Here is an 18,759-nt window from a genome sequence, read left to right as displayed (position 1 = left end):
GTCTGACCTTGGGTCAGATGGAAAATTAGCCTCTGCCGTAGTGGCAAAGGGAGGGAAATGTAAGTGGCAGAAGTTCGCGTTGGTAAGAACGAGTCTTTGGACACCGCTCTGAAGCGCTTTAAGAGATCTTGTGCGAAGGACGGCGTTATCGCTGAAGTTCGTAAGAGAGAGCATTACGAAAAGCCTTCGGTAAAGCGTAAGAAGAAGTCTGAAGCTGCTCGTAAGCGCAAGTATTAATAAAATCATTGCGATACACAGCATGCGGGCGCACTTGAGAAGAGTGCGCCCGTTTTTTGCAGTATGCGCATTTTCGACATTTCCGGCGCAGAAATGATAGTATAATGATAATAATAAGGGGACTTGCTGTCCCTCTATTCGGATATAAGGAGGGACAGCCATGCTGTTTCGGACAAAGATCGCACTGCGCAGCGTATGCGATATTACGCCCCGGCTGCTGGATACCCTGGGCGTAAAGGGGCTTTTGCTGGATATTGACAACACCCTCACAACCCACGACAACCCTACGCCGGCACCCGGTGTGGAAGCGTGGGTGGCAGGGATGCAGGCGGCAGGGATTTCTCTGTGTCTGGTGTCCAATAACCATCCCCCGAGAGTGGAGCCTTTTGCCAGACGGCTGGGGCTGGATTTTGTGTGCGAGGGAAAAAAACCCTTGTCCAAGGGATACCGGGAGGCAGTGCGGAAAATGGGACTGTCCCGGAAGGAAGTTGCCGCAGTGGGGGATCAGATCTTCACGGACGTGCTGGGGGCAAATCTGTTCCGGATTCCGTGTATATTTGTGTTCCCCATGGAAATGGAAAAGACAACGTTTTTTAAGGTGAAGCGGAAGTTGGAAATGCCGTTTTTGCCGCGGAAAATTTATGAGGAAAAAGAAGAAGGAGTCGATTGATATGATCAAAAAAGTATTGGTGATCCACGGACCGAATCTGAATCTGCTGGGCGAACGGGAACCGGGCGTATACGGCAATACCACTTTTGCCGATCTGAACCGCCAGATCCTGGATCGGGCAGAGGGACTGGGACTGGAATGCGAGATCTTTCAGTCCAATCACGAGGGTGCAATTATTGACAAGCTCCATGCGGCGCGGCATACTTTTGACGGCGTTGTAATCAATGCCGGTGCATATACCCATTACAGCTATGCCATTCACGATGCCATTCATGATATCCGCATTCCCTGTGTAGAGGTACATATCAGCAATATCTATGCCAGAGATGAGTTCCGTTCCCATTCGGTACTCAGCCCGGTCTGCGCCGGAACCATTGCCGGATTCGGCATCAACGGCTATTTTCTGGCACTTCAGGCACTTTCTGAAATGTGAGGTGAGTGGGCATGACCAGTCGAATTGCAGCGCTGATGCAGAAATTGCCTCCGGAAACAGACGCTGCACTGATCCAGTCAGATGTGAACCGGCGGTATTTCACGGGGATGCAGTCCTCTGCGGGAACAGTGCTCTGCTTCCGGGATGCAGTATATCTGCTCATTGATTTTCGATATATTGAAAAGGCGAAGCAGTGCGTGAAAGACTGTACTGTGATCGAACAGCATGATCTGCAAGAACAGATCCGGGAACTGCTCCAGAAGCACCATGCACATACCCTTTCTGTGGAATCCATGACCATGACGCTCAGCCAGTTTTCCAAGCTGAAAAAGCATATGGGCAGTCAGGTACAGCTGGATCACAGCGATACCCTGAGCCGCCTTATCTACGATTGCCGCACAGTGAAGTCTGATTCGGAAATAGAGAAAATCCGGGCGGCACAGCGTATTGCGGAAATTGCCTTTGAGGATATCCTGACATTTCTGCGTCCGGGTGTGTCGGAACGGGATGTTATGCTACGTCTGAACCAGACCATGATGGAACATGGTTCGGATGGGGAATCTTTTCCTACCATTGCCCTGACTGGTACAGCGACGTCCATGCCCCATGGTGTGCCGTCGGCAGAACGGCTGGTGCAGGAAGGTGACTTTGTGCTCATGGATTACGGCGCAACGGTGGACGGCTATCACAGCGATATGACACGGACTGTCTGTGTGGGTCAGCCCAGTGAAAAAATGCAGATCGTGTATGAAACCGTTTATCTGGCACAGGCGGCGGCACTTCTTGGGGCAAAGGCAGGCATGACCGGCAGAGAACTGGACAAGTGCGCCCGGGATGTCATCGAAGAGGCAGGCTATGGCGTGAATTTCGGGCATTCTCTGGGACACGGTGTCGGTCTGGAGATCCATGAATATCCTAATGCTTCGCCGGGTTCGCAGGCAGTACTGGAGCCGGGAAATGTGGTGACGGTTGAACCGGGTATTTACCTGCCGGGTGAATTTGGCGTGCGCATTGAGGATTTTGTGGTGATCCGGGAGGATGGCTGCGAAAATCTGACAAAGGCACCGAAGCATTTGATGGTGTTGGACTGAGGCGGTTTTTTCAATGGAGAATGAGGAGTTAGGAGTGAGGAATGGTGCAAATCTGCACCACATCTGACGGATTTGAGGTTTTTTGAGATGCCCTATAGATAAACATCGGCATTGTGCAGTGATTTTCTCCTCAAATCCCATAAATAGCCCCAAAGTAAATTTTTTTCAGGAAAGGCTTGCAAAGTTTGCGATAATGTTGTATAATAGAGGTAAGCAATGCTTTTGGGTGGGGAAAAGACTGTAACATGTTGGACTGACAAGATGAACTGCCCCACATCGTTGCAACAAAGGATAAAAAACGGAGGTTTCAATTTATGATTTCAGCAGGCGATTTCAGAAACGGTATCACATTCGAACTGGACGGCAACGTGGTACAGGTAATCGAATTCCAGCACGTAAAGCCGGGTAAGGGCGCTGCATTCGTGCGTACCAAGTATAAGAACGTGATCACCGGTGCCGTGGTTGAGCGTTCCTTCAACCCGACAGATAAGTATCCGACTGCTTATATTGAGCGCAAGGACATGCAGTATCTGTACAGCGACGGCGATCTGTACTACTTTATGGATATGGAAACTTATGAGCAGCAGCCCATCGACAAGTCCAAGCTGGGTTCTGCGTTCCAGTTTGTGAAAGAAAATATGGAAGTCAAGGTTCTGTCCTACAAGGGCAATGTTTTTGGTGTTGAGCCGCCCAACTTTGTAGAGCTGGAAGTTACCGAGACAGACCCGGGCTTCAAGGGTGATACTGCTACTAATGCAACAAAGCCGGCAACGCTGGAGACCGGTGCAGAGATCAAGGTGCCGCTGTTCATTAACCAGGGTGATATGATCCGCATCGACACCAGAACTGGTGAGTATATGGAGCGTGCATAAGTTTAAATTATTTTTGCACAGAGCAGTACTGTCCGCAAAGGCGGCAGACTGCTGCACAGAACAGGAGGTATACTGTATGAATCTGACAGATAAGATGGCGTATTTGCGCGGTATGGTCGACGGCATGGAGCTTGATCTGACCAGTTCAAAAGAAGGCAAGGTATTGGGAAAGCTTCTGGATGTCATGCAGGAAATGACCGCCTATGTTGTGGATCTGCAGACCCAGGTGGACGAGCTGACTGAGGTCTGCGATCTGCTGGATCAGGATCTGGGCGACCTGGAGGATATCGTCTATGAAGAGGACGATGACGACGAGGATGCCTATGATTTCTGCTGCGATGAGGACGATTATGAGGATGATGACGAGGAAGAACTGTACGAGACAGTCTGCCCTTCCTGCAACAATGTTGTTGTCCTGGATGAATCTGTTCTGGAAGAAGGCGAAATGCCGTGTCCGTGCTGCGGCGAAATGTTGGAATTCGACTACAGCGATCTGACTATGGACGAATTTGAAGTGCCCATTGAGGAGCCGGACGCAGACGAATAATCAGGCATGATTTTGCACGAAACAGAGCTTGTATCGGGGTATTTTGGTGCAGCTCTGATAGGAAACAAGCCGGCGGGTCCGTCGGCTTGTTTCGTTAACCACTCAATTTATGAGGTGACAGAATTGTTTCAAATTGTAGAAAAGAAAAAACTGAACGATGCAGTGACCATGGTGCGTATTGCTGCACCGCTCATTGCAAAAAAAGTGCTGCCGGGTCAGTTTATCATCTTCCGGCTGGACGAATTCGGCGAGCGTGTGCCACTGACGGTTGCGGACTATGACCGCACGGAGGGTACTATTACCCTGATTTTCCAGGCGGCTGGTGAGAGTACACGTCGGTTTGCGGAGCTGGAGGCTGGAAATTCCATCCTGAATCTTGTAGGTCCTCTGGGCGTTCCCACGGAACTGCCGGAGGATGCGAAGTCCGTCTGCGTCATCGGCGGCGGCGTGGGCTGTGCCATTGCGTACCCCCAGGCAAAGCATCTCCATGCTATGGGTCTGGAGGTAGATACCATCGTGGGCTTCCGCAATAAGGATATTGTGATTCTGGAGGATGAATTCCGGGCGTGCAGCGATCATCTTTACCTGTGTACTGATGACGGCTCTTACGGTACAAAGGGTTTCGTGACCAATGTGCTCCAGGAACAGCTGGACAAGGGCAAAAAGTATGACGTTGTCATTGCCATCGGACCGGTTCCTATGATGAAGTTCGTCTGCAAGACCACAGAGCCGTATCATATCAAGACCATCGTATCCCTCAATCCCATTATGGTAGATGGTACAGGCATGTGCGGCGGATGCCGTGTCACTGTGGGCGGAAAGATTCGCTATGCCTGTGTGGATGGCCCCGATTTCGACGGACATCAGGTGGATTTTGACGAACTTATGCGCCGGAACGGCACGTATCGGGTACAGGAAGAACACGAGTGCAGACTCTATGGGAAGGGGGATCGGTGATCATGGCTGGAAATTTCAATATGGCACCGCAGAAAGTGCCCATGCCGGAACGGGATCCCAAGGAGCGTGCACGCTGTTTCCAGGAGGTTGCCATGGGCTATACCCCGGAACAGGCACAGGAAGAAGCAACTCGCTGTTTGCATTGTAAGGTAAAGCCCTGCGTTAGCGGGTGTCCGGTAGGCGTACCCATCCCGGAGTTCATCGCAGCAGTGGCTGCCGGTGATTTCTTGCAGGCGTATGATATCATCCGCACCACAAACAGTCTGCCGGCGATTTGCGGTCGTGTTTGTCCTCAGGAAAATCAGTGCGAGGGAAAATGTGTTCGCGGTAAGAAGGGCGAGCCGGTTGCCATCGGTCGTCTGGAACGCTTTGTAGCGGACTATGCAAGAGAACATGGTTATACCGGACAGAGCGAAATTGCTGAATCCAACGGCATGCGTGTTGCCATTGTGGGCGGTGGCCCGGCAGGTCTGACCTGTGCCGGCGATCTGGCACGGCTGGGCTATCAGGTGACCATTTTCGAGGCATTCCAGGTTGCCGGCGGCGTGCTTATGTACGGTATCCCGGAATTTCGCCTGCCTAAGGAAATCGTCCAGAAAGAGATCCATGCACTGGAAGAAATGGGCGTGGAGATCCAGCCGGATATGGTCATCGGCAAGATTCTCTCTGTGGATGAACTGATGGAATCCGGCTATGATGCCGTATTTATTGGCTCTGGTGCAGGTCTGCCTCGGTTCATGAATATCCCGGGAGAAGCATTGGTAGGTGTTTGCTCTGCAAATGAGTATCTGACCCGTATCAATCTCATGCACGGGTACGACCCCAAATATGCAACGCCGGTGATAAAATCCAAGGCAGTTGCTGTTGTGGGCGGCGGCAATGTGGCAATGGACGCCGCAAGAAGTGCACTGCGTATGGGTGCGGAGCATGTCTACATTGTCTATCGCCGTTCGGAGGCAGAAATGCCGGCACGTCTGGAAGAGGTGCACCATGCCAAGGAAGAGGGCGTGGAATTCAAGAATCTGTGCAATCCGGTGGAGATCCTGGGTGATGAAAATGGCCGTGTCAATGGTCTGAAGTGCATCCGCATGGAGTTGGGTGAGCCGGATGAAAGCGGCAGACGCCGTCCGGTTGCCGTTCCCGACAGCGAGTTTGTCCTGGACGTGGATACGGTCATTATGGCAATTGGTACTTCGCCGAATCCGCTGATCTCTGCGACAACAGAAGGACTTGACACAAATCGTTGGGGCTGTCTCGTGGTTAACGAAGAGATGGCAACGACAAAGGAAAAAGTCTATGCCGGCGGCGATGCAGTCACTGGCGCAGCAACAGTTATTCTTGCCATGGGTGCAGGAAAAACAGCTGCTGCATCCATTGATGAAGTGCTGAAAAGCGGAAAGGCTGCAAAGGTATAACAACGCTCGGTAAAACGTGAGGAAAGGGTTTTTGATCATGATGAAGAAATTTGCAAAACTGGGACTCGCTGCAAGTACAGCAGCACTGACAGGCTCGCTCTGCGCCGTAACAGCATTTGCGGAGGGTGGTTCGGCATCGTCTGGCAGCACCGCCGGAAGTGGCTTTGGTACAGTGGGCTATCTGATCTTTATGATACTGCTGTTTGCTGTCATGTATTTCATTCTGATTCGTCCCCAGAAGAAAAAGGACAAGGAAGCAAAAGCAATGCAGAGCAGTCTCCAGGTAGGTGATGAGATCGTTACCATCGGCGGTATTGTTGGTCTCGTTGTACAGGTGGGTGAAGATACTGTTGTGATTGAAACCACCGGCAACCGGAATAAGATCCGCCTGAAAAACTGGGCGATCCAGGAGAATCTGACCATGACCGAAAACACCAAGCGGGAACAGGAAGCAAAGCTTGCTGCGGCAAAGGCAAAGAAAGAAGAAAAGGCAAACAAGAAGAAAAAGGATGACTCTGACGGAGATCAGGGCATGCTGAAGGACTAAGTTTGCAGATATAATATGCCAGAAAACGGGTTGCAGAGATGCAGCCCGTTTTTGCATTTGTTCTAATCGTCTGCATGTCTGCATATGAATCAACAGAAGAGAACGGACAGGAGGAATGCGCCATGCAGACAAGACGGCCGCCGGCAAGGCGCAGTTTATGGGAATCTGGATTGTGGTATCTGCTGTTTTCGCTGCCGGTAGGTGCAGGGATGCTTCTGGCGTGTCTGCTTGTACTTGCGGGAATGATGATGCTGGCGGATGCGGCAGAGTGGATGCTCTCCCTCATGGCGGCAATTGCACTGTTGCTGTCGGGATATGCCATGGGTCGTTTCGCTGGGTTTCACCGGCGGCATCATGGACTGAAAACCGGATTGGTGTGCGGTCTGATGCTGTATCTGATACTGCTTTTGCTGGGATTGGTGTGGCAGGATACAGGCGGCGGATTGCTGCGTCCGGTTTGTCTGCTGACAGGCGGTGGCTGGGGCGGCGTTTCTGGTGTCAATGCACAACATAAAAAGCCACCTAGATGAAAGACAAAACCGCTGTGAAAACGATATATGTAAACTTTTTTCCGTTTTTGCATGGAAAGCTTGAAAATCGGACAAATTTGTGCTATAATGAGAGTAAACTTTTTTGGGGAGGGTTCTGAATGAAGCACATCAAGACCATCAATGCGGCTAACCTGAAGGCTTCTGCTGCAAAGGGCGGCTGTGGTAAGTGCCAGGCTTCCTGTCAGTCTGCTTGCAAGACTTCCTGCACAGTAGCTAACCAGAAGTGCGAGCACTAAGTGCATCTGCACCACAGCAGGCTTCGTGGTATGCCTGCAAACAAATAGGGAAAAGGGACAGCTTTTGTCCCTTTTTTCGCATCCTGGGAATATTTTACTGTCCGGAAAAACGGACGATTTGGAAAGAGGAATTTGTATATGATTCATAAATATAAACTGGGCGATTATAATGTTGTGCTGGATGTCAACAGCGGCGGCGTTCATGTGGTGGACGAGCTGACCTATGATATGCTGGACAATGTGGCACCGCCCCTTGCGCCGGAATGCCCGGCAGAAGTGGTAGAAAAGCTGTCCCGTTTTTACGACCCTGAGGAGATTCGTTCCTGCTATGCAGAGGTGCTGGAGGCGTATGAGGAGGGTATTCTCTTCTCGCCGGATGACTATGAGAAGTATGCCAACTTTGCTGTGGCATCTCCCATCAAGGCAATGTGTCTGCATATTGCCCATGACTGCAATCTGCGCTGCAAATATTGCTTTGCTTCCACCGGTGACTTTGGCGAAGGCCGAAAGCTCATGACCTATGAGACCGGAAAGCAGGCGATCGACTTTCTGCTGAAAAATTCTGGTGATCGTGTAAATCTGGAACTGGATTTCTTCGGCGGCGAACCGCTGATGAATTTCGATGTAGTAAAGCAGATCGTGGAATATGCCCGGAGCCAGGAACCAATTTACAAGAAAAAGTTCCGCTTTACCATTACCACAAACGGAATGCTCCTGACAGATGACAAGATCGACTTCATCAACAAGGAAATGTCCAACGTGGTGCTCTCCATTGACGGCAGAAAGGAAGTCAATGACAATATGCGTCCCCGTGCAGACGGAAAGGGTTCCTTTGACCGTATTGTTCCTCTGTATCAGAAGCTGGTGCAACAGCGTGGGGATAAGGAATACTATGTCCGTGGCACTTATACCAAGTATAATCTAGATTTCTCCGACGATGTATTTGCACTTCTGGATGCTGGATTCGACCAGATCTCCGTGGAGCCGGTAATGGCGGATCCGTCTGAACCCTATGCCATTACCGAGGCGGATCTGCCCCGTATTTTTGAGGAATACGAACGGCTCATGCAGCGGATCCTGGACTATGAGGCAACGGGAAAGAAGTTTAACTTCTTCCACTTTATGCTGGATCTGGATCAGGGTCCCTGCGCCATCAAGCGGCTCCGGGGCTGCGGCTGCGGTAATGAGTATGTGGCGATCACTCCCGATGGAGATATCTACCCCTGCCACCAGTTTGTGGGCGAGCCGGAATATAAAATGGGGAACCTGGCAGACGGTACCTTCAATCAGGAAATGAAGTCGGATTTCGCAAAAACTCATATTTACAGCAAGCCGGATTGCCGGACATGCTGGGCACGGTTTTATTGCAGCGGCGGATGTAATGCCAATAATTATCAGTATGCCGGTGATGTGCACAAGGCGCACAAGCTCTCCTGTGAGATCGAGAAAAAGCGCCTGGAATGCGCTATTGTGCTCAAGGCAATCCGCATGGATCGGGATGCTGCAAAGCAGGAACAGAATCAGTGAAGCACTTTAGAGAGTGCATTGCCCTCGTGGGTGGTGTACTTTTTTTGATAGTGGCTGTGGGTGCGGCATTGGTCTGGTTTGGTGTGATCCAACTGAACGGTCATGCTGCAAAGCAGTTTCCTGTGCATGGCGTGGATGTGTCCGAGTATCAGGGACAGATCGACTGGGAAGTGCTGGCGGCACAGGATATTTCCTTTGCATTTGTCAAAGCCACAGAGGGGAGCGGCTATGTGGATCCGCAGTTTTCGGATAACTGGAAGAATGCTGCGGAAACAGAATTGCGCATGGGGGCATATCACTTTTTCAGTTTTGACAGCAGCGGCGAGACCCAGGCGGTACGATTTACCCAGACAGTAGAGCCGATGGAAAATATGCTGCCGCCGGTGGTGGATGTGGAATATTACGGCGATTACAAGGAAACGCCCCCGGACAGGGAGATCGTGAAGCAGGAACTTTCCACAATGTTGAATGCACTGGAAGAGGCGTATGGCGTGAAGCCTATCCTCTATGTGACAAAAGACACCTTCTGGGTGACAGAGGCGTTTCCGGAATATGCCTATTGGGAACGCAGCGTTTACAGCGAACCGTCGGGCGGCGATGGGGACCGGACATGGACATTCTGGCAGTATTCCAATCGGCTCCGGTTGGAAGGGTACGATGGCGAAGAACGATATATTGATGGCAATGCGTTTGCAGGGTCGGAGGAAGATTTTGCGGCGTATGGGACATAATATCCGGGATTTTTCTGCGTTTCAAAAACTAGTGGGAACAGGTGTCACACCGGAATAGCTTATAACACCGCATACCTGACATTTTCGGGTATGCGGTGTTTACATTTTACAAAATATACATTAAATCCCCCTTCTTTCATGGTATAAGGTTCTTGTATATTCCAGTTCGTGGAATGTGACAAAATGAAAAAGGAGTATTAGGATATGAGGATTTGGAAGAGGCTGCTTGCCATGTTATCTGCTGGCGTGATTTTTGCAGTGAGTGCGCCCTTTGCCGTGAGTGCAGAGGAGACAGCGGCAGAGACGGGAACATATGGAGATCTGGCGTATAAGGTGCTGAATCACGGTACGATTCAGATCACTGGATTTGCAGAAGGTGTAGAGGGCGTAACTGCGTTGGAGATTCCTTCTGAAATTGATGGAATGGCTGTCACCAGAATTGACCAGTTTGCATTTGATTCTTCTTCTAGCATTGTATCTGTTACAATACCGGACAGCGTTACTATCATTGGCGCAGGGGCGTTTCAGAATTGTACCAGTCTGACAGAAATCGAAATCCCGGACAGTGTCAGTCTGATTCCGCAGTGGCTGTTTTACAACTGTACAAGCCTGGAAAAAATTACACTTCCGGAGACGATCCGGGATATGGGTGATCTGGTCTTTTATCAGACACCGTGGCTGGAACAGCAAAAAGCGGAAAATGATATGGTAATACTGGACACATTTCTGATAGATGCCTGTCAGTGTGAGGGAGATGTAGTTATTCCTGAGGGCGTGACCACGATTTGCGCATATTCATTTTATCAGAATGAAAATGAAAAAAGTGCAGTGACGTCTCTGACAATTCCGAAGAGCGTGACGAGAATTTCGGATGTTCCGAATTTTTTTACTGAAAATAGAGATTTATATGGGTATGAACTATCTCAGTGTAAAACTTTAGAGTCCATCTCAGTTGCAGCGGAAAATCCGAATTATCAGAGTAAGGACGGCGTTTTATTTTCCAAGGATGGAACACAGCTCTTGTGTTATCCAAGGGGTAAAAGCGGTGCTTATGAGATACCGGCTGGGGTGACTGAATTGGAAGATGGCATATTCTTCGGGTGCGAGTTACTGTCCAGTGTGACATTGCCCCAGGGAATGACCAAAATTGGACAACATGCTTTTTCCGGTTGCACCAATTTAGCTGAGGTATCCATACCAGACAGCGTAACTGAGGTGGGATATCAGGCGTTTTCTTTAACTGCGATTTCGGATGCACAGACAGGTGTGGCGAAATATGTGGATCACTGGCTGATAGACTTCGATAGCAGTGTATCAGAACTGGAAATTCTGCCGGGGACGGTTGGAATTGCAGATGGTGCGCTTCATAATGAGTATGTTAATGATGAAGAATCAACTGCAAAGTATCTGAGAAAACTGACCATTCCAGACAGTGTGAAGTATATTTGTGATGAAATGATTGACGATTTGTATACCGGTGAAGGTTATTCTTTCATCAATGTTTCAAAGCTGGAAGAGGTTTCGATGTCAGATACGTTAAAAGAACAGTATCTTCGGTTGTTTGTGGGTTCGCCCTGGGCGCAGGCACAGGCGAAAACACTGGACAATGGCATGAAAGTCATTGATGATATTCTGGTGGATGCATCCATGTGTGAGGGTGACGTTGTTGTGCCGGATGGGATTACTACTATTGCAGGCGGTGCTTTTAGTTGCTATAATCCTGATAACGCAGAAGAATTGTACAAAATTAAAAGTATCACGTTCCCGGATAGTGTAACTCGCATAGAGTCATATGCTTTTATTTATTGTATGGGATTGGAAAAGATCAATATTCCAAATCATTTACAATATCTTGGTTCTGTATGGGCGTATATGACCAATGGATTTTCAAATCCATATCAGGCAACACCACATTTGGAACTGCCGGATTCCCTTACAGAAATTGAATTGTTAGGTCTTGCAGGAGTAGAATCCGTAAAGTTTCCGGATACCATGACAGAACTGCCGTCCGGTATTGCATCTGGCGGTGGATATGTAGCATGCTCAACTTATAAGGCATCAGAAGTGATCCTTCCTAAAAATCTGAAAATCATAACTGCATTCTCATTGGCGGGGAATGATTTTGAAAGCATTACCATACCAAAGACTGTTACAAAGATCGAGTGTGGTGCCTTTGCAGATTGCACCAATTTGCAGGATGTTTATTTTGAGGGGACAGAAGAGGAATGGAATGCAATTGATATTTCCTGGTCGGGCTTTTGGTTCTTCCATAACGGACCGCTTTCTGCAGCTGAGATCCATTTTCAGGACAGTCCTGATACGCCGGATGTGACCACAACAAGCACAACGGCTGCTACCACTACGACCACCTCCGAAACAACGACAACTGCTAAAATCAGTACCACTGGTTCTCCCGTTGAAACAGAGAGCACCAGCACAACACAGAATACAGCAGATTCTACCGTTCTCTACGGCGATGTAAATCTGGACGGCAGAGTAGATATCACCGACTCTGTTCTCCTGAACAAAGCCGCTGCCGGTGCGGTGAAGCTCTCCGATCAGGCGGCAGACAATGCCGACTGCGATGCCAACGGCGAACTCGGCACAGACGATGCCATTCTGCTGCTGAAATTCCTGGTGCATCTCATTGGCACACTGCCGTATACACAGGCATAATTTCATTTTTCTATAACGCAACAACACCGCATACCTGACATTTTCGGGTATGCGGTGTTGTTGTCATATTATAGGCAACACCGCACAAAGAGCGCCTGACGGCTTTGCACGTCATATGCTTGCATCTTTTCCGTCATATTTCACAAAAATGCTCGTGAATACACAAAGTATTCACTGCGCTTTTTGTTTCATCTGACGAAAAATCTGACTGCGCATCTGACGCACAATCTTTGTGCGGTATTGCCTTATATTAAATCAAAATGCGCCAGCGCCTTTTCCAGCCCATCCTCTTTCAGATTCGCCGTGATGTAGTCCGCATAGGGGTGCAGCATAGGATTGTCTCCCATGGCGATTCCAGTGCCGGCATACTCCAGCATGGGACGGTCGTTGAGACTGTCGCCGATGGCGAAAACCTGTTCCCGTTCTGCGCCCAGGAGTTCCATTAGCTTTGCCATGCCCCTTGCTTTGGAACAGCCCCAGGGAACCATTTCAGCAAAATTGTTTCCACGGTCGATAAAGAAAAATTTTTTTCGGATGCCATTCCGAAATCCGGCAAGGTCACTTTTTTCGTCATACCAGATGACAAACTTGTCCGTGTACCAGTCCGGCGTTTCGGGCACTGTCGAGAATGCTGTGTGCTTTCTGGTGTACAGCTCCAGAAGTTCCTCCAGCCCCGGTAGCATCCGTGTCTGTGGGTCGTAGAACATGGCATCGCTGCGCTCGTACAGCACGGCAACGTTGGTACGGCGTACCAGTTCCACCATTTCCCGGCTGCGCTCCGGTGTCTGCGTCTCGTGAAATAAGATCTTGCCGTCATATTCCAGCTCCGTGCCGCAGCCGTAAATATAGCCGTCGAAGCCGATTTCTTTCAGATATGGATCCACGTTCATGGCAGTGCGCCCGGTGTTGATGAGGGTGGCATTGCCTCTGGCACGTGCGGCACGGATGGCACGGACTGCGGATTCCGGCAGAAAGCCGTCCTCGGAAATAATGGTGCCGTCAATGTCGAAGAAGATGAAGTTTTGCATGAGAATCCCTCTTTTGGATTTATTCCACGTTCTTGAACAGGCTCACCATCTCCAGTGCCGACATGGCACAATCATAGCCCTTGTTGCCTGCCTTTGTGCCGGCACGCTCGATTGCCTGTTCGATGGTATCCGTTGTCAGCACGCCGAACAGCACCGGCACACCGGATTCCAGTCCCACCTGTGCAATGCCCTTGGAAACCTCGGCGCATACATAATCATAGTGGCTGGTGGAACCACGGATGACTGCACCTACGCAGATGATCGCATCGTATTTGCCGGAATTTGCCAGTTTCTTCGCCGCCAGGGGAATCTCAAAAGCACCCGGCACCCATGCCAGGGTAATGTCATCTCCGTCTGTGCCGTGGCGCAGGAGACAATCCTCTGCACCGCCTATGAGCTTGCTGGTAATAAATTCGTTGAACCGGGATGCCACAATGGCGATTTTCAGTCCCTTGCCTTCGTACATGCCTTCTAATGTTTTCATAAGAATACCTCCAGATTGTTATTTTTCACCTTTTCGTTGGAATTGGTGGTAGGGTTTGCTGTAGGGGCGAACATTGTTCGCCCGCAGATATGTTGAAGCGGAACAACGCTGCTCAGAAGTGCAGATAATGTCCCATCTTAAACTGTTTTGTCTTGAGATACCGCAGATTTTCGGGCTTTTCGGGAATGTCGATGGGCACACGCTCTGCCACGGTCAATCCATATTCGGACAGATCTGCAATCTTGTCAGGATTGTTGGTCATGAGCCGCAGAGAAGTTGCCCCTAAGTGCTTCAGGATCTGCGCTCCCACACTGTAATCCCGGAGATCCGGTGCAAAGCCCAGCTGGATATTGGCTTCCACCGTATCCAGACCATCTTCCTGCAATTTGTACGCCCGAATCTTGTTGAGCAGTCCGATACCTCTGCCCTCCTGCCGGAGATAGACCAGAATGCCTCTGCCCTCTGCCTGAATCATATCCAGTGCACGATTCAGCTGTTCGCCGCAGTCACAGCGGCAGGAGCCGAACACATCTCCTGTCAGACACTCGGAGTGCACCCGGCACAGCACCGGCTTTCCATCGGCAACATCACCCATGACAAGCGCCACATGTTCATCGCCATTGATGGTGTTGCGGAACCCGAACATCTGAAATTCGCCGTGAGAGGTGGGCAGCTGGGCACGTGCCACTTCTTCCACGAAGTTGTCGTGATTCCGGCGGTAGCGCTGCAATTCCCGGATGGTGATAAAGGAGAGATCGTGCTGCTTGGCGAATTCTTCCAGACGTTCGCCCCGCATCATGGTGCCGTCATCCTCCATGATCTCGCAGCACAGCCCCACCTGGGTCAGTCCGGCTAAGCGCAGCAAATCCACAGTTGCTTCTGTATGGCCGTTGCGCTCCAGAACACCGCCGGGCTTTGCTTCCAGAGGGAACATGTGTCCCGGCCGGCGGAAATCGCCCGGATGCGCCGACGGGTCTGCTGCCATACGTGCTGTCAGTCCACGTTCCACAGCGGAAATGCCGGTGGTGGTGTCAATGTGGTCGATGGAAACGGTAAACGCCGTCTCATGGTTATCCGTATTATGGGAAACCATCTGGGTCAGTCCCAGCCGGACAACATTGTCACGGCTCATGGGCATACAGATCAGCCCCTTGGCATAGCTTGCCATGAGGTTGACATTTTCGGTAGTGGCAAACTGTCCGGCGCAGATGAGGTCACCCTCGTTTTCACGGTCGGGGTCGTCTGTCACCAGAATGCACTTTCCGGCACGCAGGTCTTGCAGTGCCTGTTCAATGGTTTGGTATTCCATTTATAAAACCTCCTTGCGGTTTGATTGTTTCACACAAAATAACAGATGCGGCATATCTATGCCCCTGTAATGCTTTGTCCAGGTATCCACGCTTTTCATGCCGTTTCGCAGTGCTACACGCTGTGAGGGAAGATTGGTGTCCCGGATAATGGAATACACCTCGTGGGCATGCAATGTTGTAAAGGCGTATTCTTTGCACGTTTTTGCAGCTTCGGTGGCATAGCCCTTGTGCCAGCAGTCTCTTCGGAACAAATAACCGACTTCAAGGACTTCCCGGTCTTTCCACGGCTGCATGGTCAGTCCGCACTGTCCGATCATGTCCCCGGTTTCTTTGCAGATCACTGCGTATAAACCGAATCTGTGCCCGTAGCTTTCATAGCGGGCAATCTGACGGTCGAGCCACTGCTGTACTTCTTCATTGCTGAATGCGCCTTCATAGGCGTACATGACTTTTTCGTCCTGTAAGATTTTGCACAGGGATGCAAAATCGTTTTGTGTCATCTCACGCAGAGACAATCGCTTCGTTTCTAATATCATGTGTGCACCTCGTGTTAACAAAACCCATTCTCCCGGAGCAGTTCCACCGTCACACCGCCCGATTTCGGCTGCATGAGCTTTTCCACATATTTCCCGATGATATCCGTCTCCAGATTGACGATCTCCCCGGGACGGTGTTTCAGCAGTGTGGTTTCCTCGCCGGTATGAGGAATGAGACTGACGGTGAAATCCGAATGGGTCACCTTTGCCACTGTCAGGCTGATGCCGTCGATGGCGATGGAACCTTTTTCCACCACATACCGCAGCAGTTCCGGTGCCGCACCAATGGTCACCAATACTGCGTTGCCCTCAGGCTGCATAGACTTGATTTTACCGGTACCGTCAATGTGTCCGGCAACAATATGTCCGCCGAAGCGTCCGTCTGCCGCCATGGCACGCTCCAGATTTACCATGGAGCCGGGTTTCAGCGCACCTAGGTTACTGCGCCGCAGGGTTTCCGGCATGACATCTGCCGTGAATCCATTTGCATCTATGGAGATCACCGTCAGGCAAACACCGTTCACGGCAATGCTGTCCCCGATTTTTGTGCCTTCCAGTACTTTGGATGCCGTCAGCTCCAGTTCGCAGCGGCCCGGTGTTTTGGTCAGCCGCCGGACTGTACCCATTTCTTCTACGATTCCTGTAAACATTTATGCGCCATCCTTTCTGGTGTACTCCAGCAGGAGATCTTCTCCCAGCTTTGTAATTGTCGGCGGTGAAAGCAATACTGCTTCTGCCGGAGTCAGGATACCTATGCTGCCAATGGGAGACAGACCATCACCGCCGAACAGCTTTGGTGCCAGATAGACCTGCACCAGATCGGCGCAGCCTGCCTGCAATGCCGCTGCATGTATGGATGCGCCTCCCTCAATGAGAACGCTGTCCAGCCCATGCTGTCCCAATATCGCCAGGCATTCCAGGATGGAAACGTGTGCACCTTCCAGCGGTGCTTCTAGTACCGTGACACCAGCGGTTTCCAAAGCGGCACATTTTTCTGGGTCGGGCTGATGGGTGAAAACGATTACGGGGATATCCTTTGCCGTCTGCACCAGCCGGGATGTCAGGGGAATGCGCAGGCGGGTATCCAGTACCACACGCACTGGCTGGCTGGGATTTTCGCAGCGGCAGTTCAACATGGGATCATCCGCCAGAACCGTGCCGATGCCCACGCAGATGGCGGCAACACGCTTCCGGGTCTGGTGTACATGGGCACGTGCAGTTTCTCCTGTGACCCATTGGGAAGCACCGCCGGCACAGGCGATCTTGCCGTCTGCAGTCATGGCATACTTGAGAATGGTATACGGCATTTTTGTGGTAATATACCGGAAAAAGACAGGGTTCAGAGCGTCACATTCCTCCCGGAGAAAATCCGTTATGACTTCCACGCCATGTTCCCGGAGAAAGGCGACGCCCTTTCCGGCAACCAGGGGATTGGGATCCCGGGAACCGATATACACACGCTGAATGCCGTTCTTCAGAATTGCTTCAGTGCAGGGCGGCTGCTTGCCGTGGTGGCAGCATGGCTCTAAAGTGACATACATAGTCGCTCCAGTGGGGTCGGCGGTGCAGTTTTTCAGCGCATTTCGTTCAGCATGAAGATCGCCGTATCTGGCGTGCCAGCCCTCGCTGATAATGCGCCCATCCTTGACGATCACCGCACCTACCAGGGGATTGGGGTTAACAAAACCGATGCCGCGCTTTGCCAGCTGAATGGCACGCTGCATATAAAATGTGTGTTGTGTCATAACAATACTGCCTTTCATTTCAATCAAAAAAGCCTGCCTTATGGAAATACCACAGGGCAGGCACAAAGCTGTACGGATTCCGTACAGGAATTTACAGAAGTTATGGGGGAAACACGTGATGTGCGCTGCTTCTCTCATCCGGACTATACCGTCGGTTTCGGAATTGCACCGAATCAGCCATATGGCTCGCAGACTGGGACAAGCTTGTCCATCACTGCCGGTCATGAATTACACAATGCCCTGAAGCATAAGATTATTTGATTATAGTATAGCACACATCATAGTTCCTGTCAAGACGAAGAAACAGTTTTTTTCAACGCAGAAAATACATTTTTTCGTTTTCTCCGCTGCTTGACTTATTTTTTTATCTTTGCTATAATACTATAAAAACACACCATTTCAACGATAACAAGGAGACCTGACATGACAGACGAAGAAATAAAACAAACCATTGCACAGAACATTGCGCAGTACCGCAAAAAGCTGGGGCTGACCCAGTTTGAACTTTCGGAGAAAATCAACTATTCTGACAAGAGCATTTCCAAATGGGAACGGGGCGAGGGAATTCCGGATGCCATGACGCTAATACGGCTTTCTGAGGTCTTTGGGGTGACAGTCAATGATTTGATCGCTCCACAGGCGGAAAAAGCTGAAATAGAGCCGAAAATCGTTGATTCTACTGCCAGTAGATTTAGCTGGAAGCACTATTTTATCACGCTGCTGTCTGTAGGCGGTGTGTGGCTGGTAGCATTTCTGACCATTTGCTTCTTTCGGTTTCTGGCACCGGAGATCGCAGCGGTATGGAATTCTCGTGTGCTCTGCTATGCCGCACCTGCCTGCTTTGTTGTCTGGCTGGTGCTTGCGATTCTCTGGTGGCCATATGTGTGGCGTTTTATCTGTATTACAGGGATCATCTGGTTTACGGCGGTGTCGCTTCATGTGACATTTCCCATATCGGGCATCGGCGTTGTCTATCTGGTGGCAGGCGTGCTCCAGATTTTACTAACTTTCTGTTATTTGTGGAAGTGTGCGGCAGAGCACAGGGTACTTCGATTATCGCTGTTTCCAAAAGGATAGAGGCAATACCGCACAAAGATTGTGCGTCAGATGTGCAGTCAGATTTTTCGTCAGATGAAACAAAAAGCGCAGTGAATACTTTGTGTATT

At 50.4% G+C, this 18,759-nt stretch carries 21 protein-coding genes and 1 riboswitch; of the genes, 15 read left to right on the top strand and 6 right to left on the bottom strand.

Going from position 1 to position 18,759, the window contains the following annotated elements; genetic code table 11:
* The first annotated feature begins 63 nt into the window (after window positions 1-63).
* From rpsU to Q0418_RS02755, 14 genes are all read left to right on the top strand, one after another.
* A complete protein-coding gene (gene rpsU, locus Q0418_RS02820; RefSeq protein ID WP_009984057.1) occupies window positions 64-237 on the top strand; it encodes a 30S ribosomal protein S21 in 174 nt (57 codons plus the stop codon).
* A 160-nt stretch (window positions 238-397) separates the two neighbouring features.
* Window positions 398-907: a YqeG family HAD IIIA-type phosphatase gene (locus Q0418_RS02815; protein ID WP_298482041.1), complete on the top strand. Its 510-nt coding sequence runs from the start codon at window positions 398-400 to the stop codon at window positions 905-907.
* Between the two features lies 1 nt (window position 908).
* Entirely contained in the window at window positions 909-1,340 is a 432-nt protein-coding gene (gene aroQ, locus Q0418_RS02810) for a type II 3-dehydroquinate dehydratase (RefSeq protein ID WP_022410796.1), read from the top strand.
* An 11-nt stretch (window positions 1,341-1,351) separates the two neighbouring features.
* The gene (locus Q0418_RS02805) at window positions 1,352-2,431 is read left to right on the top strand and encodes a Xaa-Pro peptidase family protein (RefSeq protein WP_298482038.1); all 1,080 of its coding nucleotides are present in this window, start codon (window positions 1,352-1,354) and stop codon (window positions 2,429-2,431) included.
* Window positions 2,432-2,745: 314 nt separating this feature from the next.
* Entirely contained in the window at window positions 2,746-3,303 is a 558-nt protein-coding gene (gene efp / locus Q0418_RS02800) for an elongation factor P (RefSeq protein ID WP_177437100.1), read from the top strand.
* A 76-nt stretch (window positions 3,304-3,379) separates the two neighbouring features.
* Window positions 3,380-3,850 (top strand): CD1247 N-terminal domain-containing protein, encoded by a 471-nt coding sequence (locus Q0418_RS02795; RefSeq protein WP_298482036.1) that lies wholly within the window; start codon window positions 3,380-3,382, stop codon window positions 3,848-3,850.
* A gap of 123 nt (window positions 3,851-3,973) precedes the next feature.
* Window positions 3,974-4,807, top strand: coding sequence for a sulfide/dihydroorotate dehydrogenase-like FAD/NAD-binding protein (locus tag Q0418_RS02790; protein ID WP_298482034.1), 834 nt, complete (start codon window positions 3,974-3,976; stop codon window positions 4,805-4,807).
* Between the two features lie 2 nt (window positions 4,808-4,809).
* Window positions 4,810-6,222: an NADPH-dependent glutamate synthase gene (gltA, locus tag Q0418_RS02785; protein WP_298482032.1), complete on the top strand. Its 1,413-nt coding sequence runs from the start codon at window positions 4,810-4,812 to the stop codon at window positions 6,220-6,222.
* Between the two features lie 37 nt (window positions 6,223-6,259).
* Window positions 6,260-6,769, top strand: coding sequence for a preprotein translocase subunit YajC (gene yajC, locus Q0418_RS02780; protein WP_298482030.1), 510 nt, complete (start codon window positions 6,260-6,262; stop codon window positions 6,767-6,769).
* Window positions 6,770-6,891: 122 nt separating this feature from the next.
* Window positions 6,892-7,299, top strand: coding sequence for a TIGR04086 family membrane protein (locus Q0418_RS02775; RefSeq protein WP_298482028.1), 408 nt, complete (start codon window positions 6,892-6,894; stop codon window positions 7,297-7,299).
* Window positions 7,300-7,418: 119 nt separating this feature from the next.
* Window positions 7,419-7,556 carry a six-cysteine ranthipeptide SCIFF gene (scfA, locus tag Q0418_RS02770; RefSeq protein ID WP_021680510.1) on the top strand — a complete coding sequence of 46 codons (138 nt, stop codon included), beginning with the start codon at window positions 7,419-7,421 and terminating at the stop codon, window positions 7,554-7,556.
* A gap of 138 nt (window positions 7,557-7,694) precedes the next feature.
* Window positions 7,695-9,083, top strand: coding sequence for a thioether cross-link-forming SCIFF peptide maturase (scfB, locus tag Q0418_RS02765; protein ID WP_298482026.1), 1,389 nt, complete (start codon window positions 7,695-7,697; stop codon window positions 9,081-9,083).
* A 50-nt stretch (window positions 9,084-9,133) separates the two neighbouring features.
* Complete coding sequence (locus tag Q0418_RS02760; RefSeq protein ID WP_298482056.1) at window positions 9,134-9,814, top strand: GH25 family lysozyme; 681 nt, start codon at window positions 9,134-9,136, stop codon at window positions 9,812-9,814.
* Window positions 9,815-10,018: 204 nt separating this feature from the next.
* A complete protein-coding gene (locus Q0418_RS02755) occupies window positions 10,019-12,490 on the top strand; it encodes a leucine-rich repeat protein (RefSeq protein ID WP_298482025.1) in 2,472 nt (823 codons plus the stop codon).
* A gap of 245 nt (window positions 12,491-12,735) precedes the next feature.
* Here the strand turns inward: Q0418_RS02755 and Q0418_RS02750 are convergent, their stop codons facing one another.
* The 6 genes from Q0418_RS02750 to ribD all read right to left on the bottom strand — a co-directional run bounded on the left by Q0418_RS02750 (window position 12,736) and on the right by ribD (window position 17,593).
* Window positions 12,736-13,518 carry an HAD-IIB family hydrolase gene (locus Q0418_RS02750; RefSeq protein WP_298482023.1) on the bottom strand — a complete coding sequence of 261 codons (783 nt, stop codon included), beginning with the start codon at window positions 13,516-13,518 and terminating at the stop codon, window positions 12,736-12,738.
* Between the two features lie 19 nt (window positions 13,519-13,537).
* Window positions 13,538-14,002 (bottom strand): 6,7-dimethyl-8-ribityllumazine synthase, encoded by a 465-nt coding sequence (gene ribE, locus Q0418_RS02745; protein WP_298482022.1) that lies wholly within the window; start codon window positions 14,000-14,002, stop codon window positions 13,538-13,540.
* A 112-nt stretch (window positions 14,003-14,114) separates the two neighbouring features.
* Window positions 14,115-15,311, bottom strand: a complete 1,197-nt coding sequence (locus tag Q0418_RS02740; protein ID WP_298482020.1) for a bifunctional 3,4-dihydroxy-2-butanone-4-phosphate synthase/GTP cyclohydrolase II — start codon at window positions 15,309-15,311, stop codon at window positions 14,115-14,117.
* A complete protein-coding gene (locus tag Q0418_RS02735) occupies window positions 15,312-15,848 on the bottom strand; it encodes a GNAT family N-acetyltransferase (protein WP_298482018.1) in 537 nt (178 codons plus the stop codon).
* Between the two features lie 14 nt (window positions 15,849-15,862).
* On the bottom strand, window positions 15,863-16,498 hold the full coding sequence (locus tag Q0418_RS02730) for a riboflavin synthase (RefSeq protein WP_298482017.1): 636 nt from the start codon (window positions 16,496-16,498) through the stop codon (window positions 15,863-15,865).
* Window positions 16,499-17,593 carry a bifunctional diaminohydroxyphosphoribosylaminopyrimidine deaminase/5-amino-6-(5-phosphoribosylamino)uracil reductase RibD gene (gene ribD / locus Q0418_RS02725; RefSeq protein WP_298482015.1) on the bottom strand — a complete coding sequence of 365 codons (1,095 nt, stop codon included), beginning with the start codon at window positions 17,591-17,593 and terminating at the stop codon, window positions 16,499-16,501.
* Window positions 17,594-17,715: 122 nt separating this feature from the next.
* A riboswitch (FMN riboswitch) is annotated at window positions 17,716-17,845 on the bottom strand.
* A 171-nt stretch (window positions 17,846-18,016) separates the two neighbouring features.
* Here ribD and Q0418_RS02720 point away from each other — a divergent pair.
* The gene (locus Q0418_RS02720; protein WP_298482013.1) at window positions 18,017-18,670 is read left to right on the top strand and encodes a helix-turn-helix domain-containing protein; all 654 of its coding nucleotides are present in this window, start codon (window positions 18,017-18,019) and stop codon (window positions 18,668-18,670) included.
* Window positions 18,671-18,759: the final 89 nt, after the last annotated feature.

Source organism: uncultured Ruminococcus sp. (genome assembly GCF_937915125.1).
Lineage (GTDB): Bacteria > Bacillota > Clostridia > Oscillospirales > Ruminococcaceae > Ruminococcus_C.
Note: the sequence above shows the minus strand (reverse complement) of the source record. Positions and strands in the feature narration are given on the sequence as shown.

Coding starts and splice junctions, on each gene's coding strand:
- Q0418_RS02815 (WP_298482041.1), top strand. CDS start 398: ATGCTGTTTCGGACAAAGATCGCACTGCGCAGCGTATGCGATATTACG.
- aroQ (WP_022410796.1), top strand. CDS start 909: ATGATCAAAAAAGTATTGGTGATCCACGGACCGAATCTGAATCTGCTG.
- Q0418_RS02805 (WP_298482038.1), top strand. CDS start 1,352: ATGACCAGTCGAATTGCAGCGCTGATGCAGAAATTGCCTCCGGAAACA.
- efp (WP_177437100.1), top strand. CDS start 2,746: ATGATTTCAGCAGGCGATTTCAGAAACGGTATCACATTCGAACTGGAC.
- Q0418_RS02795 (WP_298482036.1), top strand. CDS start 3,380: ATGAATCTGACAGATAAGATGGCGTATTTGCGCGGTATGGTCGACGGC.
- gltA (WP_298482032.1), top strand. CDS start 4,810: ATGGCTGGAAATTTCAATATGGCACCGCAGAAAGTGCCCATGCCGGAA.
- yajC (WP_298482030.1), top strand. CDS start 6,260: ATGATGAAGAAATTTGCAAAACTGGGACTCGCTGCAAGTACAGCAGCA.
- Q0418_RS02775 (WP_298482028.1), top strand. CDS start 6,892: ATGCAGACAAGACGGCCGCCGGCAAGGCGCAGTTTATGGGAATCTGGA.
- scfA (WP_021680510.1), top strand. CDS start 7,419: ATGAAGCACATCAAGACCATCAATGCGGCTAACCTGAAGGCTTCTGCT.
- scfB (WP_298482026.1), top strand. CDS start 7,695: ATGATTCATAAATATAAACTGGGCGATTATAATGTTGTGCTGGATGTC.
- Q0418_RS02755 (WP_298482025.1), top strand. CDS start 10,019: ATGAGGATTTGGAAGAGGCTGCTTGCCATGTTATCTGCTGGCGTGATT.
- Q0418_RS02750 (WP_298482023.1), bottom strand. CDS start 13,518: ATGCAAAACTTCATCTTCTTCGACATTGACGGCACCATTATTTCCGAG.
- ribE (WP_298482022.1), bottom strand. CDS start 14,002: ATGAAAACATTAGAAGGCATGTACGAAGGCAAGGGACTGAAAATCGCC.
- Q0418_RS02740 (WP_298482020.1), bottom strand. CDS start 15,311: ATGGAATACCAAACCATTGAACAGGCACTGCAAGACCTGCGTGCCGGA.
- Q0418_RS02735 (WP_298482018.1), bottom strand. CDS start 15,848: ATGATATTAGAAACGAAGCGATTGTCTCTGCGTGAGATGACACAAAAC.
- Q0418_RS02730 (WP_298482017.1), bottom strand. CDS start 16,498: ATGTTTACAGGAATCGTAGAAGAAATGGGTACAGTCCGGCGGCTGACC.
- ribD (WP_298482015.1), bottom strand. CDS start 17,593: ATGACACAACACACATTTTATATGCAGCGTGCCATTCAGCTGGCAAAG.
- Q0418_RS02720 (WP_298482013.1), top strand. CDS start 18,017: ATGACAGACGAAGAAATAAAACAAACCATTGCACAGAACATTGCGCAG.